This is a genomic window from Nonomuraea sp. CA-141351 (genome assembly GCF_050944675.1).
GTDB lineage: Bacteria > Actinomycetota > Actinomycetes > Streptosporangiales > Streptosporangiaceae > Nonomuraea.
In genome coordinates, this window is record NZ_CP191982.1 from 10733730 (window position 1) to 10751170 (window position 17441).

Annotated in this window: 17 protein-coding genes and 3 tRNA genes; 6 read left to right on the forward strand and 14 right to left on the reverse strand. The window is 70.1% G+C overall.

What is annotated here, in order from left to right; translation table 11 throughout:
• Positions 1–2: 2 nt before the first annotated feature.
• The 3 genes from ACQPWU_RS50380 to ACQPWU_RS50390 all read right to left on the reverse strand — a co-directional run bounded on the left by ACQPWU_RS50380 (position 3) and on the right by ACQPWU_RS50390 (position 3014).
• Positions 3–1097 carry a D-alanine--D-alanine ligase family protein gene (locus ACQPWU_RS50380; RefSeq protein WP_433433623.1) on the reverse strand — a complete coding sequence of 365 codons (1095 nt, stop codon included), beginning with the start codon at positions 1095–1097 and terminating at the stop codon, positions 3–5.
• Positions 1098–1342: 245 nt separating this feature from the next.
• Positions 1343–2353 carry an NAD(P)H-dependent glycerol-3-phosphate dehydrogenase gene (locus ACQPWU_RS50385; RefSeq protein ID WP_433433625.1) on the reverse strand — a complete coding sequence of 337 codons (1011 nt, stop codon included), beginning with the start codon at positions 2351–2353 and terminating at the stop codon, positions 1343–1345.
• A gap of 4 nt (positions 2354–2357) precedes the next feature.
• Positions 2358–3014, reverse strand: coding sequence for a lysophospholipid acyltransferase family protein (locus tag ACQPWU_RS50390; protein WP_433433627.1), 657 nt, complete (start codon positions 3012–3014; stop codon positions 2358–2360).
• A gap of 134 nt (positions 3015–3148) precedes the next feature.
• On the opposite strand from ACQPWU_RS50390, the gene cofC reads away from it, so the two are divergent.
• Positions 3149–3784 carry a 2-phospho-L-lactate guanylyltransferase gene (gene cofC, locus ACQPWU_RS50395; protein ID WP_433433629.1) on the forward strand — a complete coding sequence of 212 codons (636 nt, stop codon included), beginning with the start codon at positions 3149–3151 and terminating at the stop codon, positions 3782–3784.
• On the opposite strand, the gene ACQPWU_RS50400 is transcribed toward cofC, so the two are convergent.
• Positions 3779–4990 (reverse strand): MFS transporter, encoded by a 1212-nt coding sequence (locus ACQPWU_RS50400; RefSeq protein WP_433433631.1) that lies wholly within the window; start codon positions 4988–4990, stop codon positions 3779–3781. The genes cofC and ACQPWU_RS50400 overlap by 6 nt on opposite strands.
• A 57-nt stretch (positions 4991–5047) precedes the next feature.
• Here ACQPWU_RS50400 and ACQPWU_RS50405 point away from each other — a divergent pair, with 57 nt between their 5' ends.
• The gene (locus tag ACQPWU_RS50405) at positions 5048–5287 is read left to right on the forward strand and encodes a hypothetical protein (RefSeq protein WP_433433633.1); all 240 of its coding nucleotides are present in this window, start codon (positions 5048–5050) and stop codon (positions 5285–5287) included.
• Between the two features lie 99 nt (positions 5288–5386).
• On the opposite strand, the gene ACQPWU_RS50410 is transcribed toward ACQPWU_RS50405, so the two are convergent.
• From ACQPWU_RS50410 to leuC, 4 genes are all read right to left on the reverse strand, one after another.
• Positions 5387–5686, reverse strand: coding sequence for an HU family DNA-binding protein (locus ACQPWU_RS50410; protein ID WP_360690884.1), 300 nt, complete (start codon positions 5684–5686; stop codon positions 5387–5389).
• Positions 5687–5785: 99 nt separating this feature from the next.
• A complete protein-coding gene (locus ACQPWU_RS50415) occupies positions 5786–6013 on the reverse strand; it encodes a hypothetical protein (RefSeq protein ID WP_433433634.1) in 228 nt (75 codons plus the stop codon).
• On the reverse strand, positions 5992–6579 hold the full coding sequence (gene leuD, locus ACQPWU_RS50420) for a 3-isopropylmalate dehydratase small subunit (protein ID WP_433433636.1): 588 nt from the start codon (positions 6577–6579) through the stop codon (positions 5992–5994). The genes ACQPWU_RS50415 and leuD overlap by 22 nt, the downstream gene beginning before the upstream one ends.
• 13 nt (positions 6580–6592) lie before the next feature.
• On the reverse strand, positions 6593–7978 hold the full coding sequence (gene leuC, locus ACQPWU_RS50425; RefSeq protein ID WP_433433638.1) for a 3-isopropylmalate dehydratase large subunit: 1386 nt from the start codon (positions 7976–7978) through the stop codon (positions 6593–6595).
• Positions 7979–8097: 119 nt separating this feature from the next.
• On the opposite strand from leuC, the gene ACQPWU_RS50430 reads away from it, so the two are divergent.
• Both ACQPWU_RS50430 and ACQPWU_RS50435 read left to right on the forward strand, forming a co-directional pair.
• A complete protein-coding gene (locus ACQPWU_RS50430; protein ID WP_360690896.1) occupies positions 8098–8814 on the forward strand; it encodes an IclR family transcriptional regulator in 717 nt (238 codons plus the stop codon).
• Between the two features lie 58 nt (positions 8815–8872).
• The gene (locus tag ACQPWU_RS50435) at positions 8873–10582 is read left to right on the forward strand and encodes a hypothetical protein (RefSeq protein WP_433433640.1); all 1710 of its coding nucleotides are present in this window, start codon (positions 8873–8875) and stop codon (positions 10580–10582) included.
• A 527-nt stretch (positions 10583–11109) separates the two neighbouring features.
• Here ACQPWU_RS50435 and ACQPWU_RS50440 read toward each other — a convergent pair.
• The 5 genes from ACQPWU_RS50440 to ACQPWU_RS50460 all read right to left on the reverse strand — a co-directional run bounded on the left by ACQPWU_RS50440 (position 11110) and on the right by ACQPWU_RS50460 (position 14077).
• A tRNA-Glu gene (locus tag ACQPWU_RS50440) sits at positions 11110–11182 on the reverse strand.
• Between the two features lie 19 nt (positions 11183–11201).
• Positions 11202–11277 (reverse strand) — tRNA-Glu (locus ACQPWU_RS50445).
• 81 nt (positions 11278–11358) lie between these two features.
• Entirely contained in the window at positions 11359–11937 is a 579-nt protein-coding gene (locus ACQPWU_RS50450) for a hypothetical protein (protein WP_433433642.1), read from the reverse strand.
• Between the two features lie 47 nt (positions 11938–11984).
• Entirely contained in the window at positions 11985–12599 is a 615-nt protein-coding gene (locus ACQPWU_RS50455) for a response regulator (RefSeq protein ID WP_433433644.1), read from the reverse strand.
• Positions 12590–14077, reverse strand: coding sequence for a sensor histidine kinase (locus tag ACQPWU_RS50460; RefSeq protein WP_433433646.1), 1488 nt, complete (start codon positions 14075–14077; stop codon positions 12590–12592). Before ACQPWU_RS50460 ends, ACQPWU_RS50455 begins: the two co-directional genes overlap by 10 nt.
• Before the next feature lie 109 nt (positions 14078–14186).
• Between ACQPWU_RS50460 and ACQPWU_RS50465 the strand changes: the two genes are divergently transcribed.
• Complete coding sequence (locus tag ACQPWU_RS50465; RefSeq protein ID WP_433433648.1) at positions 14187–15116, forward strand: alpha/beta hydrolase; 930 nt, start codon at positions 14187–14189, stop codon at positions 15114–15116.
• A gap of 7 nt (positions 15117–15123) precedes the next feature.
• On the opposite strand, the gene ACQPWU_RS50470 is transcribed toward ACQPWU_RS50465, so the two are convergent.
• Positions 15124–15195 (reverse strand) — tRNA-Gln (locus ACQPWU_RS50470).
• Positions 15196–15360: 165 nt separating this feature from the next.
• On the opposite strand from ACQPWU_RS50470, the gene ACQPWU_RS50475 reads away from it, so the two are divergent.
• Entirely contained in the window at positions 15361–17328 is a 1968-nt protein-coding gene (locus ACQPWU_RS50475) for a M3 family metallopeptidase (RefSeq protein ID WP_433433649.1), read from the forward strand.
• The last annotated feature ends 113 nt before the right edge of the window (positions 17329–17441 follow it).

Sequence of the window (17441 nt, forward strand, 5' to 3'; positions counted from 1 at the left end):
CGTCAACGCAGCCCCGTCGGCCGCGACAGCGCGAGCTGGATGAGCCGGTCGACCAGCGCCGGGTAGTCCAGCCCTGAGGCGGCCCAGAGCTGCGGCGCGACCGACAGCGCCGTGAAACCGGGCATGGTGTTGATCTCGTTGAGGACCAGCTCGCCGTCGGTCGTGTAGAAGAAGTCGACCCGCGCGAGCCCCTCGCAGTCGAGCGCCTCGAACGCGCGCACGGCCATCGCCCGCAGCTGCTCGGCCGTCTCCTCGGGGATGTCGGCGGGCACGGTGAGTGACATCTGATCGGGGTAGTACTTCGCCTCGAAGTCGAAGAACTCCTGGCCGCCCTCGACCTTCACCTCGCCTGGCACCGACGCCACCGCGGGCTCGTCGCCGAGCGACTCCAGCACCGCGCACTCGATCTCGCGGCCCACGATCGCGGCCTCGATGAGCACCTTGGGGTCGTGCTGCCTGGCGAACTCCACGGCCGACTCCAGCCCGGCCAGGTCGGAGGCCTTGGAGATGCCCTGCGACGAGCCCGCCCTTGCGGGTTTGACGAACACCGGCCAGCCGAGCGACTCCGCCTCCTTGAGCACGCGGTCGCGGTCGAGCCGCCAGTCGCGGTCACGTACGACGACGTAGCGGCCGGTCGGCAGACCCGCGGCGGCCATCACGGTCTTCATGTGGGCCTTGTCCATGCCCACGGCGCTGGCCAGCACGCCGGAGCCGACATAGCGCACCCCGGCCATCTCCAGCAGCCCCTGGATCGTGCCGTCCTCGGCGAATGGCCCGTGCATCACGGGGAAGACCACGTCCACGCTGCCGAGCTCCACGGGGATGCTGCCGGAGTCGTACGCCACCAGCGAACTCCCGCCGGACGGCAGCGCCAGCGCCGCGCCCGAGGTGTCGACGACCGGCAGCTCGCCCGACTCGATGGCGAACCGCTGGTCGGAAGCTGCCAGCACCCACCTGCCGTCCTGGGCGATCCCGATGGGGATCACCTCGTACTTGCTCCTGTCGATCGCATCCAGAACGCTGCCCGCGCCCATCAGGGACACGGCGTGCTCGGAATTGCGGCCTCCGAAAACGACGGCGACGCGTGGCTTGCTCATGGTGTCCGAATCTACCGGGGTGTTCTGGTCACAGCGAGCCAAGCACGCCGTAATCAGGTCTTTCTCACAGTGTGCCGCGTTCAGCGGTGCACTGCAGGCAGCGGAGTCTGCGCCTACAGTGTGCCGCGTTCAGCGGTGCACTGCAGGCAGCGGAGTCTGCGCCTACAGTGTGCCGCGTTCAGCGGTGCACTGCAGGCAGCGGAGTCTGCGCCTACAGTGTGCCGCGTCGACGCGGCGCACTGTGTCTAGACGCCGTAGCGTTCTGGCTTGGGTGAGCGGGACATGAGCAGCATGCCCGCCTCGGCAGGAGACATGCCGTCGTGCACGACCCCGACGACGACCTCGGTGATCGGCATCTCGACGTCGTGCTTCCTGGCCAGCTCCAGCACGGACTCGCAGGACTTCACGCCCTCCGCGGTCTGCTTGGTGGCGGCCACGACCTCGTCGAGGGTCATGCCCCTGCCCAGGTTCTCGCCGAAGGTGCGGTTGCGCGACAGCGGCGACGTGCAGGTCGCCACGAGGTCGCCCATCCCGGCGAGCCCCGCGAACGTGTGCTGGTCGGCCCCGAGCGCCGCGCCCAGGCGGGAGATCTCGGCCAGCCCCCTGGTGATGAGCATGGCGCTGACGTTGTCGCCCATGCCCATGCCGGCGGAGACGCCCACGGCCAGCGCGATCACGTTCTTCACCGCGCCGCCGAGCTCGACACCGACCACGTCGTGGTTGGTGTACGGGCGGAACCACGGAGGCAGATGGCAGATCGCCTGGAAGCGGGCGGCGACCGACTCGTCGGTGCACGCGACGACGGTGGCGGCGGGCTGGCGCTCGGCGATCTCCCTGGCCAGGTTGGGACCCGAGATGACCGCGACCCGCTCCTCGGGCACCTCGGCGACCTCGCGGATCACCTCGCTCATCCGCTTGGTCGTGCCCAGCTCGATGCCCTTCATCAGGCTCACCAGGACCGCGTTCGGCGGGATGTGCTCGCGCCAGGCGGCCAGGTTGGGCCGCAGCTGCTGCGACGGCACGGCCAGCACCACGAACTCGGCCCCGTCGAGCGCGCGCGCCGGGTCGGTCGTGGCGCGCAGGTTTTCGGGGAGCGCGATGCCCGGCAGGTAGTCGGGATTGACATGGTCGCGGTCGATCGCCTCGACCAGCTCCCGCCTGCGCCCCCACAGCGTGACCTCGTTGCCGGCCTCCGCCAGAATCATCGCGAACGTGGTGCCCCATGAACCCGTACTGAAAACGGCCACCTTTGTCATGCCATCACCGTCCGGCGGGATCGTAGGGAGTCTCGGGGGCCTGCTCGCCACGCAACTCGGCGAGCTGCTCGGTGATCGCCGCCATGATGTCGGCCGTAGCCTCGCGCAGCACGTCCGCGTGCGGCGGCTTGCCTTCGTACTTCGACAGGTCCACCGGCGGCCCCACCGTCACGTGGAACGTCTTACGCGGGAACAGCCTGGGCTTCTTCTCCCCATATGGCAGGAGCTCATGCGCGCCCCAGTGTGCCACCGGAATGACCGGCGCGCCGCTCTCCAGCGCCAGCCGGGCCGCGCCCGTCTTGCCCACCATGGGCCACAGGTTGGGATCGCGAGTGCAGGTGCCCTCCGGGTAGAACAGGATCGCGCCGCCGTCCTTGAGCCGCTGAGCGGAGATGTGCAGCGACTTGGCCGCCTCGGCGCTGTCGCGGTAGACCGGGATCGCGAGCAGCTCCGCCACGGCCTTGCCCAGGAACGGCACCTTGAACAGCGCGGACTTGGCCAGGATCACCGGCCAGCGGCCGTTGTTGTAGAGGTAGTGGGACAGCAGGACCGGATCGGTCCAGGAGAGATGGTTGGCCGCGATGATCACGCCGCCGGTGCGCGGGATGCGCTCTCCCCGGCGCCAGTCCCTCTTGACCAGGAGCCGGGACAGCGGTTTCACGATAACTACTGCCAGGGTTTCCCAGAAACGCGATGGTCTCGTGGGGCGGCTCATGGTCTCCTCCAACACGTACGGGATGCGCCCCAAGTCTCCCGGGTGGCCGTGCGGGATGTCGAGGCGGGATGCTTAAGACTATGAGCATCCGCTGGTCACTGGTCATCCCGGTGAAGACGCTGGTCGCGGCGAAGACGAGGCTGGCCGCGGCGACGGGGCCACACCGCACCCGGCTGGCGGTGGCGGTGGCCAGCGACACCGTGGCGGCGGCGCTTTCATGTGCGCAGGTCGCCCGGGTGATCGTGGTGACGGCCGATCCCGCCGCCGCGGGTCCGCTGGGCGCGCTGGGGGCCGAGGTGGTGGCCGATCCGGACCGCGGACTGAACACCGCCTTACGGACAGGGGCCGCCCACGCCGTACGCGTCGCGCCCGGCGACGCTGTGGGGGCGCTCCAGGCCGACCTGCCCGCCCTGCGCTCTTCGGAGCTGGGGGTGGCGCTGTCGGCCGCGGCCGAGCTGGACCAGGCCTTCGTGCCGGACGCGCTCGACGTCGGGACGACCTTCTACGGGGTACGGCCCGGGATGGCGTTCACGCCGAGGTTCGGCGGGGAGTCGCGGGCCAAGCATCTGGCGGTCGGGGCCAAGGAGCTGTGCCTGCCGGGGATCGACTCCGTCCGGCGGGACGTGGACACGCCCGACGACCTGCGCGCGGCCATCGCGCTGGGCCTCGGCCCGCACACCGCCGCGGTGGTCGCCGAGCTGTGGCCCGCCTCATGAGGGGGTCGCGGGCGCCTTCATGATGGCGGGCGAGGTCGCCATTGCCAGGTGCGACAGGCCCAGCAGGGCCACGCCCGCGGCGAAGACCGCGTGTCCGCCGAGCCACTCCCCCAGCGCCCCGCCGGCCAGCCCACCCAGGGGGACGGCGCCCCACATGAGAAAGCGCATGCTGGCGTTGACCCGGCCGAGCAGGTGGTCGGGGGTGATGCGCTGGCGGTAGCTGAGCTGGGCGATCCCGAAGATCGAGCTGGCCACGCCGAACAGCGACGAGGCCACCGGGAAGATCAGCAGCCGCCAGCCGGGGCCGGTCGCCAGCGCGGGCAGGTAGAGCAGGGTCGCCAGGACGGCGGAGCCGTACAGGGTGCGGCCGGTGCCGAAGCGGGCCGTGACGCGGGCCACCAGCGCCGCGCCCACGAGGGAGCCGACGGCGGCGGCCGACAGCAGCAGCCCGTACTGGGCCGAGCCGACGCCGAGCTGCTTGATCAGGTAGAGCGGCAGTCCGACCGTGCAGATGCTGTTGGCGGCCATGGCCAGCGCGCCGCCGGCCGCGATCCTGCGCAGCACGGGCTCCCCCGCGACGAACTTGATGCCCTCCGCCACCTCATGCCGCAGTAACCCCCGCTCGCCACGCATCGGACTCTCCTGAGCCCGCACCCCCGACAGCAGGAGCGCGGAGACGAGGTAGCTGACGGCGTCGGCGAGCAGCGCGATCGGCGCGGTGAACACGGCCACCGCCCAGCCTCCGACGCCCGGACCCGCGAGCAGCGAGACGTTCCTGGTGACCTCCAGGAGGCCGTTGCCGCGTTCGAGGCGCTCCTTGGGCACGATGGCGGGCAGGAAGCTCATGTGGGCGACGTCGAAGAACACCGTGCCCACTCCCAGCACCAGCGCGACGACGTAGAGGTGCGGCAGAGTCAGCACGTCGAGCCAGGCCGCCATCGGGATCGACAGCAGCGCCACGCCGCGCGCGACGTCGGACCAGATGAGGATCGGGCGGCGCCGCGCCCGGTCCACCCACACGCCCGCGGGCAGGCCGATCAGCAGGAAGGCGAGCATCTGGGCCGCCGACAGCAGGCCGAGCTGGAACGCTCCGGCGTCCAGTGTGAGGAGCGCCGCCAGCGGCAGGGCCACGACCGTGACCTGGGTGCCCATTTGCGTGACACCGTTCGCCCACACGAATCGCCAGAAGTCGCCCGCACGCACCATGCTTTTCGATTTTGGTCGCCTCGCCGGGCGAGGGGCAAACCAATTACGCTGATCTGCGTGCAGGGGACGGTACGCAGCTTTGACGAGGCCACGCGCTCGGGCACGGTGTTCCTGGACGACGGGACCGTGCTGGAGTTCGGCACGCCCGCCTTCGACGCGGGGCCGCTTCGGCTGCTGCGCACGGGCCAGCGGGTCAACCTCGCGATGTCCGCCGGCGAGATCACCTACATCACGCTCTCGACTTTCCCGGTCCCGGACACATTCGGTGAGCCGGGTCCGGCGGCCGACGCGGAGTAACGGGTCCCGCACGCGAGCGGCGGGCCGGCGTTCTCGGCGGATCGCGTGGCCAAATGCGAACGCCCGGGCCGACGGCCCGGGCGTGCTGGCTCGCTGGGATTACTTCTTCTTTCCGGCTTTCTTGCCGCCCTGGTTGACCAGCTCCTTGAAGTCGGAGCCCGGCCGGAACTTCGGCCCCCAGCTCTCGGGAACGTTGATTTCCGCGCCGGTCGACGGGTTCCTGGCCGTGCGGGCGGGCTTGTTCACCATCTCGAACGCGCCGAAGCCCGTGATCGAGACCTTGTCGCCACTGGCCACGGCTTTCTGGATGGCGTCGATGACCGCGTTTACGGCCTCGGTGGCCGTCTTCCTGTCGCCCACCCGATCCGCGATGGCCTCGACGAGTTCTCGCTTGTTCATGAAAGTCCTGCTCCCCCAGTTACGGCTCGGGGTTCCAGCTCACGAGTTCGACGTAGAAACCCCTTACGCGCTCGAAAGTAGGCTGGATCGCGGGGGAACTCAATCACCAAGCGTATTTTCGCCACTACGTGGCGTGTCGAGAGAGGCCAGAAAGGCGTCCAAGCGGACGGCCGCCCTTTCCGGATCCCGCTTCGCCAGGTCGCAGATCGCGAGGTAACGGCGGCCCAGCCGGGCCTTCTCCGCCGCGGGGAGCATGCGGACGCGGCGGTGCGCCTCGCGCAACCGCCGCGCCAGTTCGTCGTCTTCTAGACGGTCGTCGGCAGCCATGGCTGCCGACCATTCTCGTACGCCGCCACATCGTCGGCGTGACGCAGGGTCAGCCCGATGTCGTCAAGCCCCTCCATGAGCCGCCAGCGGGTGTAGTCGTCGATCTCGAACGGCACGACCTCGCCGGCCCAGCGGACCTGGCGTTCCACCAGGTCGACGGTGACCTCCAGCTTCGGGTCGGCCTCGACGGCCGCCTGCAGGGCCTCGATCTTCTCGCCCGGCAGGACGACCGGCAGCAGGCCCATCTTCGTGGAGTTGTTGCGGAAGATGTCGCCGAAGCGGGCGGCGATCACGACGCGGAACCCGTACTGCTGCAGCGCCCAGACCGCGTGCTCACGCGAGGAGCCGGTGCCGAAGTCGGGACCGGAGACGAGGATCGAGCCGCCCTCGTAGGACGGGTCGTTCAGCACGAACGTCGGGTCCTCGCGCCAGGCCGCGAACAGGCCCTTCTCGAAGCCGGTGCGGCTGACCTGCTTGAGCCAGACGGCCGGGATGATCTGGTCGGTGTCGACGTTGCTGCGGCGCAGCGGCACCGCCGTACCGGTGTGGGTGGTGAATGCTTCCATCGGTGAGCTCTCCTTACAGGTCGGCGGGCGCAGTGAGGCGGCCGGTGACGGCGGTCGCGGCGGCGACCTGCGGCGACACCAGGTGGGTACGGCCACCCTTGCCCTGGCGGCCCTCGAAGTTGCGGTTGGAGGTGGAGGCGCTGCGCTCGCCGGGCTTGAGCGTGTCGGGGTTCATGCCCAGGCACATCGAGCAGCCTGCCTCGCGCCACTCGGCGCCGGCGGCCTTGAACACCTCGTGCAGGCCCTCCTGCTCGGCCTGCAGCTTGACCAGCATCGAGCCGGGCACGATCAGCGTGCGGGTCTTCACCTGACGGCCGCGCAGGATCTCGGCGGCCGAGCGCAGGTCCTCGATGCGCCCGTTGGTGCACGAGCCGACGAAGACCGTGTCGACCTCGATCTCGCGCAGCGGCGTGCCCGCGGTCAGGCCCATGTACTCCAGGGCCCGCTCGGCGGCCGATCGGGCGACGGGGTCGGAGAAGCTCTCCGGGGACGGGACTGACTCGCCCAGCGGCAGGCCCTGCCCGGGGTTGGTGCCCCACGTGACGTACGGGGTCAGCGTCGAGGCGTCGATCTCCACGACCTTGTCGAACACGGCGTCGTCGTCGGTGCGCAGCGACTTCCAGTATTCGACGGCCTGGTCCCACGCCTCGCCCTGGGGCGCGTGCGGGCGGTCTTTGAGGTACTCGAACGTGGTCTCGTCCGGCGCGATCATGCCGGCGCGGGCGCCTGCCTCGATCGACATGTTGCAGACCGTCATCCGGCCCTCCATGGAGAGCTTGCGGACGGCCTCGCCGCGGTACTCGACGATGTAGCCCTGGCCGCCGCCGGTGCCGATCTTGGCGATGATGGCCAGGATCAGGTCCTTGGCCGTGACGCCCGCGGGCAACTCTCCGGAGACCTCGATGGCCATCGTCCTCGGCCGGTACGCGGGCAGGGTCTGCGTGGCGAGCACGTGCTCGACCTCGGAGGTGCCGATGCCGAACGCGATACCGCCGAACGCGCCGTGCGTCGAAGTGTGAGAGTCGCCACACACGATCGTCATGCCCGGCTGCGTCAGCCCGAACTGCGGGCCGATGATGTGCACCACGCCCTGACCGGCGTCGCCCATCGGATGGAGCCTGATGCCGAACTCGGCGGCGTTCTTGCGCAGCGTCTCGACCTGTGTCTTGGACACCGGGTCCGAGATCGGGCCGAGCACGGTCGGCACGTTGTGGTCCTCGGTGGCGATCGTGAGATCGGGCCGCCGCACCTTCCGGCCGGCGAGACGGAGCCCGTCGAACGCCTGCGGGCTGGTCACCTCGTGAATGAGGTGCAGGTCGATGTAGAGCAGGTCCGGTTCGCCCTCGGCGCGCCGGACTACGTGTTGCTCCCAGACCTTCTCGGCCAGTGTGCGGCCCATGTCTCCTCCTGGGTTGTTCGCGATGCACCGTCGCATCACTCGCTGGGGCCCCAATATCCCCTCGCGTGGAGTTTGCCTCCGACTTGCTTTCTCATATGTCGAGACGGCAGTATCGGTACATGGACAACTCTAGCGGAGTCGGAGTACTCGACAAGGCCGTTCTTGTACTCAATGCCCTCGAAGCGGGACCCGCTTCACTGGCGCAGCTCGTCCAGGCCACCGGTCTGGCCCGCCCCACGGCCCACCGGCTCGCCGTCGCACTTGAGCATCACCGCATTGTGAGTCGTGACACACAGGGCAGATTCGTGTTGGGTCCCCGGCTTTCCGAGTTGTCCACCGCGGCCGGCGAGGACCGGCTGCTGGCGGTGGCCGCACCCGTGCTGCTGCAGCTCAGGGATCTCACCGGGGAGAGTGCGCAACTCTACCGCCGCCAGGGCGACGAGCGCGTCTGCGTAGCGGCCGCCGAACGCTCCAGCGGCCTGCGGGACACCGTGCCGGTCGGGTCGGCGCTGCCCATGACGGCGGGCTCGGCGGCGCAGATTCTGCTGGCCTGGGAGGAGCCGGATCGCCTGCACCGGGGCCTGCGCGGCGCCAAGTTCAGCGCCGCCACCCTCGCCTCAGTACGGCGCCGTGGCTGGGCCCACAGCGTCGGCGAGCGCGAGCAGGGCGTGGCCAGCGTGTCGGCCCCCATCAGGGGCAGCGGCGGCAAAGTGATCGCGGCCGTGTCGGTCTCCGGCCCCATCGAACGGCTCACGAGGGCACCGGGACGGCTCCACGCGGTGCCCGTTATGGCGGCCGCCGAACGTATAACGGAGGCAATGCGTCGCACGTCATGATCGGCAAAAGCAGGTATTTGGGGAGCCGAGTGCCTCGCGGGCGCACTAGCCTGAGTGCGTGACAGATCGCATCGAGGTAGCCGCCACTGAGCTGCGACCCCTGCTCGAAGAGTTCATCATGTGGGCGCGTGCGAACGCGCCCGGAAGCGACCCCGAGCTCGTGGGGCCTGCCGCACTCTGGCACCGTCTCGCCTTCTCGCAGGACCTCGGCACCTGGAAGCGCGCCGACCTGCGTAACCTGCTGCTCGACCGCATGCCCAAGGTCGTGGAGGATCCCGACGCCGCCGCCGACGGGATGCTCCCGGCCGTGGACGCGTACCTGACGTTCCTCTCCCAGACCGGCAGGCTGGCCAAGGGCTCGGACTCCCTCGCCGATCTGCAGGCGGAGCTGGACGACGTCGAAGACGAGTTCGTCGACCTCATGGAAGAGCTGCTGGACGACACCGAGGGCGACGACGAGGAGGAAGAGGTCGGCGACCTTGGCGATTTCGAGCCGTTCGCGGACGAGCTCGCCGATCTCGACACGATCCGGTTGCGGCCCGACACCGAGCTGGCCGAGGCCGCCCGGCAGGCGCCGCTGGTCGCCAAGGCCCGCGACCTCGCCCTGTGGGTGGGGTCGGGCCGCCGGGTGGGCGAGGACACCCTGCTCACCGACGCCGAGGTGGAGGAGGCGCTGGCGGCCGCCGGGCTGCCCAGGCCCGAGACCGACGGCCCGATCGCCGAGGCGGTCCCCCAGCTCTGGAACCTCTGGAACCTGGCCGTGGACCTGGAGTTCCTCCAGCCGGGCGAGGGCAACACGGTGGCGGTGCAGGACGACACCTCCGAGTGGCCGTTCGACGACGACGAGGACGTGCTCGACGCCTGGATGCTGGGCCTCCACTCGGTCGACTACGGCGATCCGGAGCTCGACGACGAAGACCTCACGATGGCGCTGACGGGCCTGACGCGGGGCCTGCTGGTCCGCCTGCTGCTGGCGGGCGGCTCGCGCGAGTTCGACGAGCTGGCGCAGGACCTGGCCGAGGCCGCCGCCGACCTCGACGAGCTGGGGGCGGACGCGTGGGAGGCGGCGGGCGACCCGCTGACGCCCGCGATCGACTGGCTGGCCGGTTACGGCATGGTCGAGGTCGACGGCACCACCGTCCGGCTCACGCCGCTCGGCACCGAGGGGGTCGTCCACCTGGTGGACGACGCCGACATCGAGGTGGACGCGCGGCCCGCGATCGAGTCCATGAGCGCCCACGAGCTGCTGGCGCTCAGCGCGGAGCTGCCGGAGGACGAGGCCGACGCGGAGTTCGCGGCCTGGATGCGGCTGCGGGAGCCGGGCAAGGCGGCCGAGGAGCTGCTGGACGCGGCGGCCGAGGACGAGAGCGACGCGCTGATCAGGGTGCAGGCCGCCAGCGTGGTCGGCACGCTGGGCGAGGCCGCCATCCCGGCCTGGCAGGCGGCGCTCAAGCAGCCCTCGCTGCGGCCCTACGCTGCCACGCATCTGAGCCAGCTGGAGGTCGAGGGGGCGCCCGAGCCCACTCAGGACGACACACACTGGCTGATCCTGGACATGTGGACGATCTCTGCCGGTCTGGGGCGGTCGGAGTTCGTGAGCAGCTTGCGGGACATCGGGCCCGAGATGGTCAACAGCCTGCTCGAGGTGGTCTGGCGGATCCCGCACGCGCACGTGGAGGAACTGCTGGACCTGATCTCCCAGGTCCACCCGGACAAACAAGTCGCCAAGGCGGCCCGTCGCGCCCTCTTCAAGGCCCGTTCCGCCTAACCGCTTCCCAGGCCCCCGCGGATTCCTGTTCGCGGGGGCCTTCTAGTCGCATGTGCGGCGCCGTCGCGTACCTTCATGTTTTGCGGCGGAGCACGGCCCACCCGCCGCACGCCGTCTCGTCCTTCATGTTTTACGGCGGAGCACGGGCAACCCACCCGCCGCACGCCGTCTCGTCCTTCATGTTTTACGGCGGAGCACGGGCAACCCACCCGCCGCACGTGGCCGGGCTCTGTCCAGGGAGACGGTCGTGTGGTGTGCGGGGCTGGGCGCCGTTACGAGCGCAAAGTGGGCCGGCTCCGTGAGAGTCGTCAACCGGCACGCCACGCGAATTCGTCAACCTAAACACATCACGCGCGATCACCCACCTGGCGCACCGCGCGCGGCCGTCCACCCAGCGCACTACGCGCGGTCGTCCACCCGGTGCGGGGCCGAGGCTGGTGAGCCGTTCGGCGGTGCGTGAAGTCGTTTCTTCGGCCGGAAAAGCGAAACGCTCCGGGCTGTGAGCGCCGGAGCGGGTGGAGTAGACGTAGTCCCGACCGGATTCGAACCGGCGCTACCGCCTTGAGAGGGCGGCGTCCTGGGCCACTAGACGACGGGACCTTCGCGGGCTTGTGACAAGTGGTAGTCCCGACCGGATTCGAACCGGCGCTACCGCCTTGAGAGGGCGGCGTCCTGGGCCACTAGACGACGGGACCCTGTCCACAAGCGGTGGTGCCGGGCCTCCCCGGCAACGCAGGTAACTCTACCGCACCCCGGAGACCACTCCAAACCGCTTATCAGCCCATCAGATCGGGCCTGTGGCGGCGAACCCAGTCCCCCATCGGCCCTCGTTCCCACAGCGGATCGATCTCCCCGAGCGGGATCGCCACCTCCGGGCGACCGGTCATCAGGTCCACGGGAACGCGGGCCAGCCGGTCCCGCATCCAGCCCGGTAGGCGGGGCGGCAGCGTCCGCTCGCCCCACCCGATGAGCCCCACGGACCGTAGCGCCTGAGCCCGCACCCGCACGCCGCCCAGGCGGCCCATGGTCCTCGGGTTGGCCAGCTGGGTGTCCACGATGTCGATCCTGGTGATGTCGGGCCAGCGGAGGTGGACGCGGAAGCCGTACGAATCGGTCAGCTCCACGCCGTCGGGCGAGAACCGGACGACGGTGCCGGCGGTCAGGCGGCGGTGCTTGGCCGTGAGCACGGCCAGGAGTATTGCGGTGGCCAGGGCGCCGATGACGACGCCCAGTGGGGTGCTGCCGGTCAGGATGGCGCCGAGGAGGAGGCATACGGCGAAGAAGAGGACGAGCGGGGCGATGAACGGGGCGACGAAGCGTGGGAAGCTGCCCGCGCGAATACGAAAGACATCCATAGGCCGGGCGGACTCTACCCAAATCACCGCCGCACCTCCAGCCCCCGTCAGTGGGTGAGGAGGCCGCGGCGGTAGGCTTCGGCGACGGCGGAGGCGCGGTCGCGGACGTCGAGCTTGGCGTAGATGTGCAGCAGGTGTGTCTTGACGCTGGCCTCGCTGATGAACAGACCGGCCGCGGCCTCCTTGTTCGTCGCTCCCCCCGCCACGAGGTGGAGCACCTCCAGCTCGCGCTTGCTGAGCCTGCCCCTGGACGGCCTGCGGAGGTGGTCGGCGAGGCGGCCCGCGACGGCGGGAGCGAGGACGGTCTCGCCCCTGTGGGTGGCTCTGACGGCACGCACGAGCTCCTCCGGAGGGGCGTCCTTCAGCAGGTAGCCGGTGGCGCCCGCCTCGAGGGCGGGCAGGACGTCGGTGTCGAACGTGGTGAGCACCAGCACCCTCGGGCCTGTGCCGTGGAGGCGGCGGATGGCGGTGACGCCGTCCATGCCCGGCATGCGCAGGTCCATGAGGACGATGTCAGGCTCGAGCTCGGCGGCCAGCCGGACGGCCTCCGCGCCGTCGGCCGCCTCCCCGACGATCTCGAAGTCGGGCTCCCCGCCGAGTGCCGCGCGTAGGCCGTCGCGCACGATGGGGTGATCGTCCGCTATCAGCAACCTCACCGGCATCCGTCCCCCTCCCCCGGGTGATCGTCCCTCGCCAGCGTCTCATCCACCGCCGTCTCCGGAGGTCGATCGGCCGCCCCGGAGGCCTGGAGATCCAGTCGCCCAACCTGGCAGTCGGCCGGCCGCCCTTCCGCCGCGGCCCGTCCGTGGATGGCTTCGGCCGTCTCATCAGCATCTTCCGCGGGGATGGCGGGGACGGCGGCGGCCACGGCCGTGCCCTGGCCCGGTTCGGACTCGATGTCCAGGGTGCCGCCGACGCCGCGCACGCGTTGCCGCATCCCGTCCAGCCCGAAGCCGTCAGCGGGCTCCTGCGGGTCGAAGCCGGTCCCGTCGTCGCGAATGTCGAGGAGGACCGTTTCGTCCGTGTACGACAGCGTGAGGCCCGTCCTGGTGGCTCTGGCGTGCTTGGCGACATTGGCCAGAGCCTCCTGGGCGACGCGGAAGAGGGTGGTCTCCACGTCGGCGGCCAGGGCGACCGGGGTGCCGGTGATCTCGAGCGCCAGATCCACGCCGGCCGCCTGCGACCACGACTCGGCCATGGCGTTGATCGCCTCCGGGAGCCTCGCGTTCTCCAGCGGCTCGGGGCGCAGGGCGCGTACGGATCGGCGGGCCTCGGACAGGCTCCGGCGGGCCAGCTCCGCGGCCTGGTCGAGGTGGCGGCGGCGCACGGGGGGCTGGGAGGCGCGATCGGCGGCGTTGAGCTGGCCGATCAGCGCGACGAGGTCCTGCGCCACCGTGTCGTGGATCTCGCCCGCCACGCGGTGCCGCTCGTCGAGCACGCCCGCCGACCTGGCCTGGTCGAGGAGCCTGGCGTTCAGGTCGGCGTTCTCCGCCATGGCGGCACGCAGCCGCTCGACCAGGCGGCGGCGTTTGTCGTGCTCGCTGGAGACGTACCAACCGGCGATGACCAGCGGCAGCGCCACGCCCGCGATCACGGTGAGAAGGGTGTCTCCGGCACCCGGGCCCGCCTGGGCGGTCACGTTGACGATGGCGGTGAGCGTCACTCCCGCCATGACCAGCCGGGCCGGCAGCATGGCGATGGCCAGCGGGTAGCCGATCGCGGCGAACAGGATGAAGGCGGAGCTCGCGGCGGTCAGCGCGCCGGCGAGGGCGATCAGGACGAGGTAGTGGCTCACGACCAGCACGCGGTGCTTGTCGCGGCGAGGGTGGAGCCACGCGATCGGCGCCACCCACACCGCCGCGACCAACGCCGGCACCGGCCATCCCACCACGGGCCCGGTCGGCTCAGGCGACCCCAACCAGGTCAGGGCAGGGGCCGAAGGTGCGGTCAGGGCGCCGGCGACCGGCTCGGCCGTGGCCGAGAGCCAGGTCACGAGTGGGCCCGCCAGCCAGCGAAGGATCGGCCAGGGCGCGCCGCCGGTGGGCGCGTCCGCGAGGGCGGCCGCGGCCGTGGAGATCACGAGCAGTGCGTACGCGAGCCCCAGGAACGCCCAGCGCTCGCGGCCGTCGAGCCAGCTCATGAGGTCAAGCCTGGCACGTCATCGACCGATCGGTGGATGCCGGGCATCCACCGCACGACGAGCCGGGCAGGCGATGCGCACCCAGGCTGAACAGGGCGAACATCGAGTCATGAGCTTTCCGACCCGTAGAGACATGTTCCAGTACGCCGCCGTCGCGGGGGCCGGCGCCGCGGGCGCCTCGGCGGCCAAGCCCAGGAAGGACGTGACCACGTACGTCTTCGTGACCGGCGCGAACGGCGTGGCCGCGGCGGACTCCGAGCTGACGCTGCGCGGCCACCGCACCGTCGGGGTGAACCTGCCGGGCCACGGCCCCGAGGAGCAGTTTCACCTCGCCTATCAGGCGCCGCAGGACCTGGAGAAGCTGGCCACGCTGCCGTCGCCGATGGCGGGGGTCACCCTGGACGATTATGTGGAGGCCACGGTGGACGTCGTGCGCCGGGCCTCCGGCCACGGCCCGGTGATCCTGGTCGGCGGCAGCCTGGGCGGCGCCGCGATCACGAAGGCGGCCGACGCGGTGCCCGAGCTGATCGACCTGCTCGTCTACGACACCGCGTTCTGCTGCACGGAGCTGCCCTCTCCCAACGACTATCTGGCGACGCCGGAAGGCAAGGAGAGCCTCGCGGCGAGCGTGGCGGAGAGGGGCATCATCGCCGACCCGCGGGTGATCGGCGCGATCCGCATGAACTGGCGCACGAACGACAGGACGTTTCTGGACGCGGTCAAGGCGGCGTTCATGGCGGAGGCGAGCGAGGGCGAGCTGCTGGCCATGCTGAACACGTTGCTGCCGGATGAGAGTCTCCAGGTGGGGAGCGCCGACGCTCGGGGGCGCAAGGAGGCGTGGGGACGAGTGCCGCGCGTCTACATCAGGCACACGCGGGACAAGACGATCCCGCTCGCGCTGCAGGACCGGATGATCAAGGAAGCGGACGCGGCTACGCCGGACAACACGTTCAAGATCTTCTCGGTGGAGGCATCCCATGCGCCGACGGCGAAAACGTACCGGGAGATTACCGAAATCCTTCACGGACTGGCGAAATAAAGAAGTGCTGGGGTACCAGGACTCGAACCTAGACTAACTGAACCAGAATCAGTCGTGCTGCCAATTACACCATACCCCACCGTCAGCGGCCCCTCATGAGGCGCGCTCGGCGACGTCCGAAAGAATAGCCCAGCTACGGGGCTAAGACCAAAACGATTAGCCGACGCGCCCTCCACCGCTCACAGCACGGGCCTGATCGTGCCAAGCTGAAGGGGACAAAACACCACGTGGAGGAGCCCCACCGTTGGCCGGTAACCCGTTCTTCGCCCCAAGCACCCTGCCGTACGAGCTGCCGCCCTTCGCCGACATCCGCGAGGAGCACTACCTGCCCGCGTTCGAGCGCGGCATGGCGGAGCAACTGGCCGAGGTCGACGCGATCGCAGGCGACCCCGGGCCGCCGACCTTCGACAACACGATCGCCGCGCTGGAGCGGTCGGGACGGATCCTCGACCGCACGGCCACGGTCTTCTTCAGCATCGCCTCCTCCAACACCACGGACGGCATCATGGAGATCGAGAAGGAGATCTCTCCCCAGCTGACCCGCCATATGGACGCCATCCGGCTCAACCGGGGGCTGTGGGCGCGGATCAAGCAGGTGACGACGGAGGACCCCGAGGAGTCCTGGCTGCTGGAGAAGTACCGGGAAGACTTCATCAGGGCAGGAGCCGACCTGTCGGAGCCGGAGCAGGACCGGCTGCGGGAGCTCAACGAGGAGCTGTCGAAGCTCTCGACGGAGTTCGCGCAGAGCCTGCTGAAGGCTTCGACGGAGTCGGCGCTGGTCGTGGAGGACCCCAAGGAGCTCGACGGCTTCGACCAGGCCAAGATCGAGTCGCTCCTCAAGGACGGCAAGTACGTCCTGCCGCTGCTCAACTTCACCGACCAGCCGGGCCTGGCCCTGCTCACCGACCGCGACGTGCGCCGCAGGCTGTATGAGCTGAGCGTGGGCCGGGCGCCGGGCAACTTCGAACTGGCGGCCAGGATGGCGGCGCTGCGGGCCGAGCGGGCGGCGCTGCTCGGGTTCCCCAGCCACGCCGCGTACGTGGTGGCCGACCAGACGGCCAAGACCGTCGAGGCGGTCGAGGAGATGCTGGGCCAGCTCGTCGGCCCCGCCGTCCGCAACGCGCGGAAGGAGGCCGAGGAGCTGACCGCGCAGGCCGGGTTCGAGATCGAGCCGTGGGACTGGTCGTACTACTCCGAGAAGGTGCGCCAGGCCCGCTACGACTTCGACGCGGACGCCATGCGGCCGTACTTCGAGCTCAACCGCGTCTACCGTGACGGCATCTTCTTCGCGGCCGGCAAGCTGTACGGCATCACCTTCACCGAGCGGCCCGATCTCGGCGGATACCACCCCGACGTGACGGTGTTCGAGGTGTTCAACGAGGACGGGAGCCCGCTGGGGCTGTTCGTGCTCGACCCGTACGCGAGGGCGACCAAGCGCGGCGGGGCGTGGATGAACAACCTGGTGGACCAGTCGTTCCTGTTCGGGCTGCAGCCCGTGGTCATGAACAACCTCAACGTCACCAAGCCCGCCTCCGGGCCGACGCTGCTGACGTACGACGAGGTGAACACCGCCTTCCACGAGTTCGGCCACGCGCTGCACGGCCTCTTCTCGCAGGTACGGTTCCCGCGCGTGTCGGGCACCACCGTGCCGCGCGACTTCGTCGAGTACCCGTCGCAGGTCAACGAGATGTGGGCGACCTGGCCCGAGGTGCTGGCCAACTACGCCAAGCACCACGAGACGGGCGAGCCGATGCCGGCCGAGCTGGTGGAGAAGCTGAAGGCGGCGGAGAAGTTCAACCAGGGCTTCAAGACCGTCGAATACCTGGCCGCCACGCTGCTCGACTGGACCTGGCACAAGCTGGCGGCAGGCGAGACGGTGGCCGACCCCGAGGCGTTCGAGTCCGCGGCCCTGGAAGCCGCCCAGATCGCCGTATCGCAGGTCAGGCCGCGCTACCGGACCAACTACTTCGCGCACATCTTCTCCGGCGGCTACAGCGCCGGCTACTACTCCTACATCTGGAGCGAGGTGCTCGACGCGGAGAGCGTGGAGTGGTTCAAGGAGAACGGCGGGCTCATCCGGGCCAACGGCGACCACTTCCGCCGCGAGCTGCTCTCCCGGGGCGGCAGCCTCGACCCGCTGACCGCCTTCCGCAACTTCCGCGGGCGCGAGCCCAGCATCCAGCCGCTGCTCGCCCGCCGCGGCCTCGACTGAGCCGCGGACCGCACGTCACGGCGTCTTCCCGGCCCTCTCTTTCCACCGCACGAGAAGGATCGAGGGGCGCGGGAAGCGCGCCGACGGCGGCCGGAAGAAGGGCGCACCCGGCG

Coding starts and splice junctions, on each gene's coding strand:
- ACQPWU_RS50380 (WP_433433623.1), bottom strand. CDS start 1,097: ATGAGCAAGCCACGCGTCGCCGTCGTTTTCGGAGGCCGCAATTCCGAG.
- ACQPWU_RS50385 (WP_433433625.1), bottom strand. CDS start 2,353: ATGACAAAGGTGGCCGTTTTCAGTACGGGTTCATGGGGCACCACGTTC.
- cofC (WP_433433629.1), top strand. CDS start 3,149: ATGAGCATCCGCTGGTCACTGGTCATCCCGGTGAAGACGCTGGTCGCG.
- ACQPWU_RS50400 (WP_433433631.1), bottom strand. CDS start 4,990: ATGGTGCGTGCGGGCGACTTCTGGCGATTCGTGTGGGCGAACGGTGTC.
- ACQPWU_RS50410 (WP_360690884.1), bottom strand. CDS start 5,686: ATGAACAAGCGAGAACTCGTCGAGGCCATCGCGGATCGGGTGGGCGAC.
- ACQPWU_RS50415 (WP_433433634.1), bottom strand. CDS start 6,013: ATGGCTGCCGACGACCGTCTAGAAGACGACGAACTGGCGCGGCGGTTG.
- leuD (WP_433433636.1), bottom strand. CDS start 6,579: ATGGAAGCATTCACCACCCACACCGGTACGGCGGTGCCGCTGCGCCGC.
- leuC (WP_433433638.1), bottom strand. CDS start 7,978: ATGGGCCGCACACTGGCCGAGAAGGTCTGGGAGCAACACGTAGTCCGG.
- ACQPWU_RS50430 (WP_360690896.1), top strand. CDS start 8,098: ATGGACAACTCTAGCGGAGTCGGAGTACTCGACAAGGCCGTTCTTGTA.
- ACQPWU_RS50450 (WP_433433642.1), bottom strand. CDS start 11,937: ATGGATGTCTTTCGTATTCGCGCGGGCAGCTTCCCACGCTTCGTCGCC.
- ACQPWU_RS50455 (WP_433433644.1), bottom strand. CDS start 12,599: ATGCCGGTGAGGTTGCTGATAGCGGACGATCACCCCATCGTGCGCGAC.
- ACQPWU_RS50460 (WP_433433646.1), bottom strand. CDS start 14,077: ATGAGCTGGCTCGACGGCCGCGAGCGCTGGGCGTTCCTGGGGCTCGCG.
- ACQPWU_RS50465 (WP_433433648.1), top strand. CDS start 14,187: ATGAGCTTTCCGACCCGTAGAGACATGTTCCAGTACGCCGCCGTCGCG.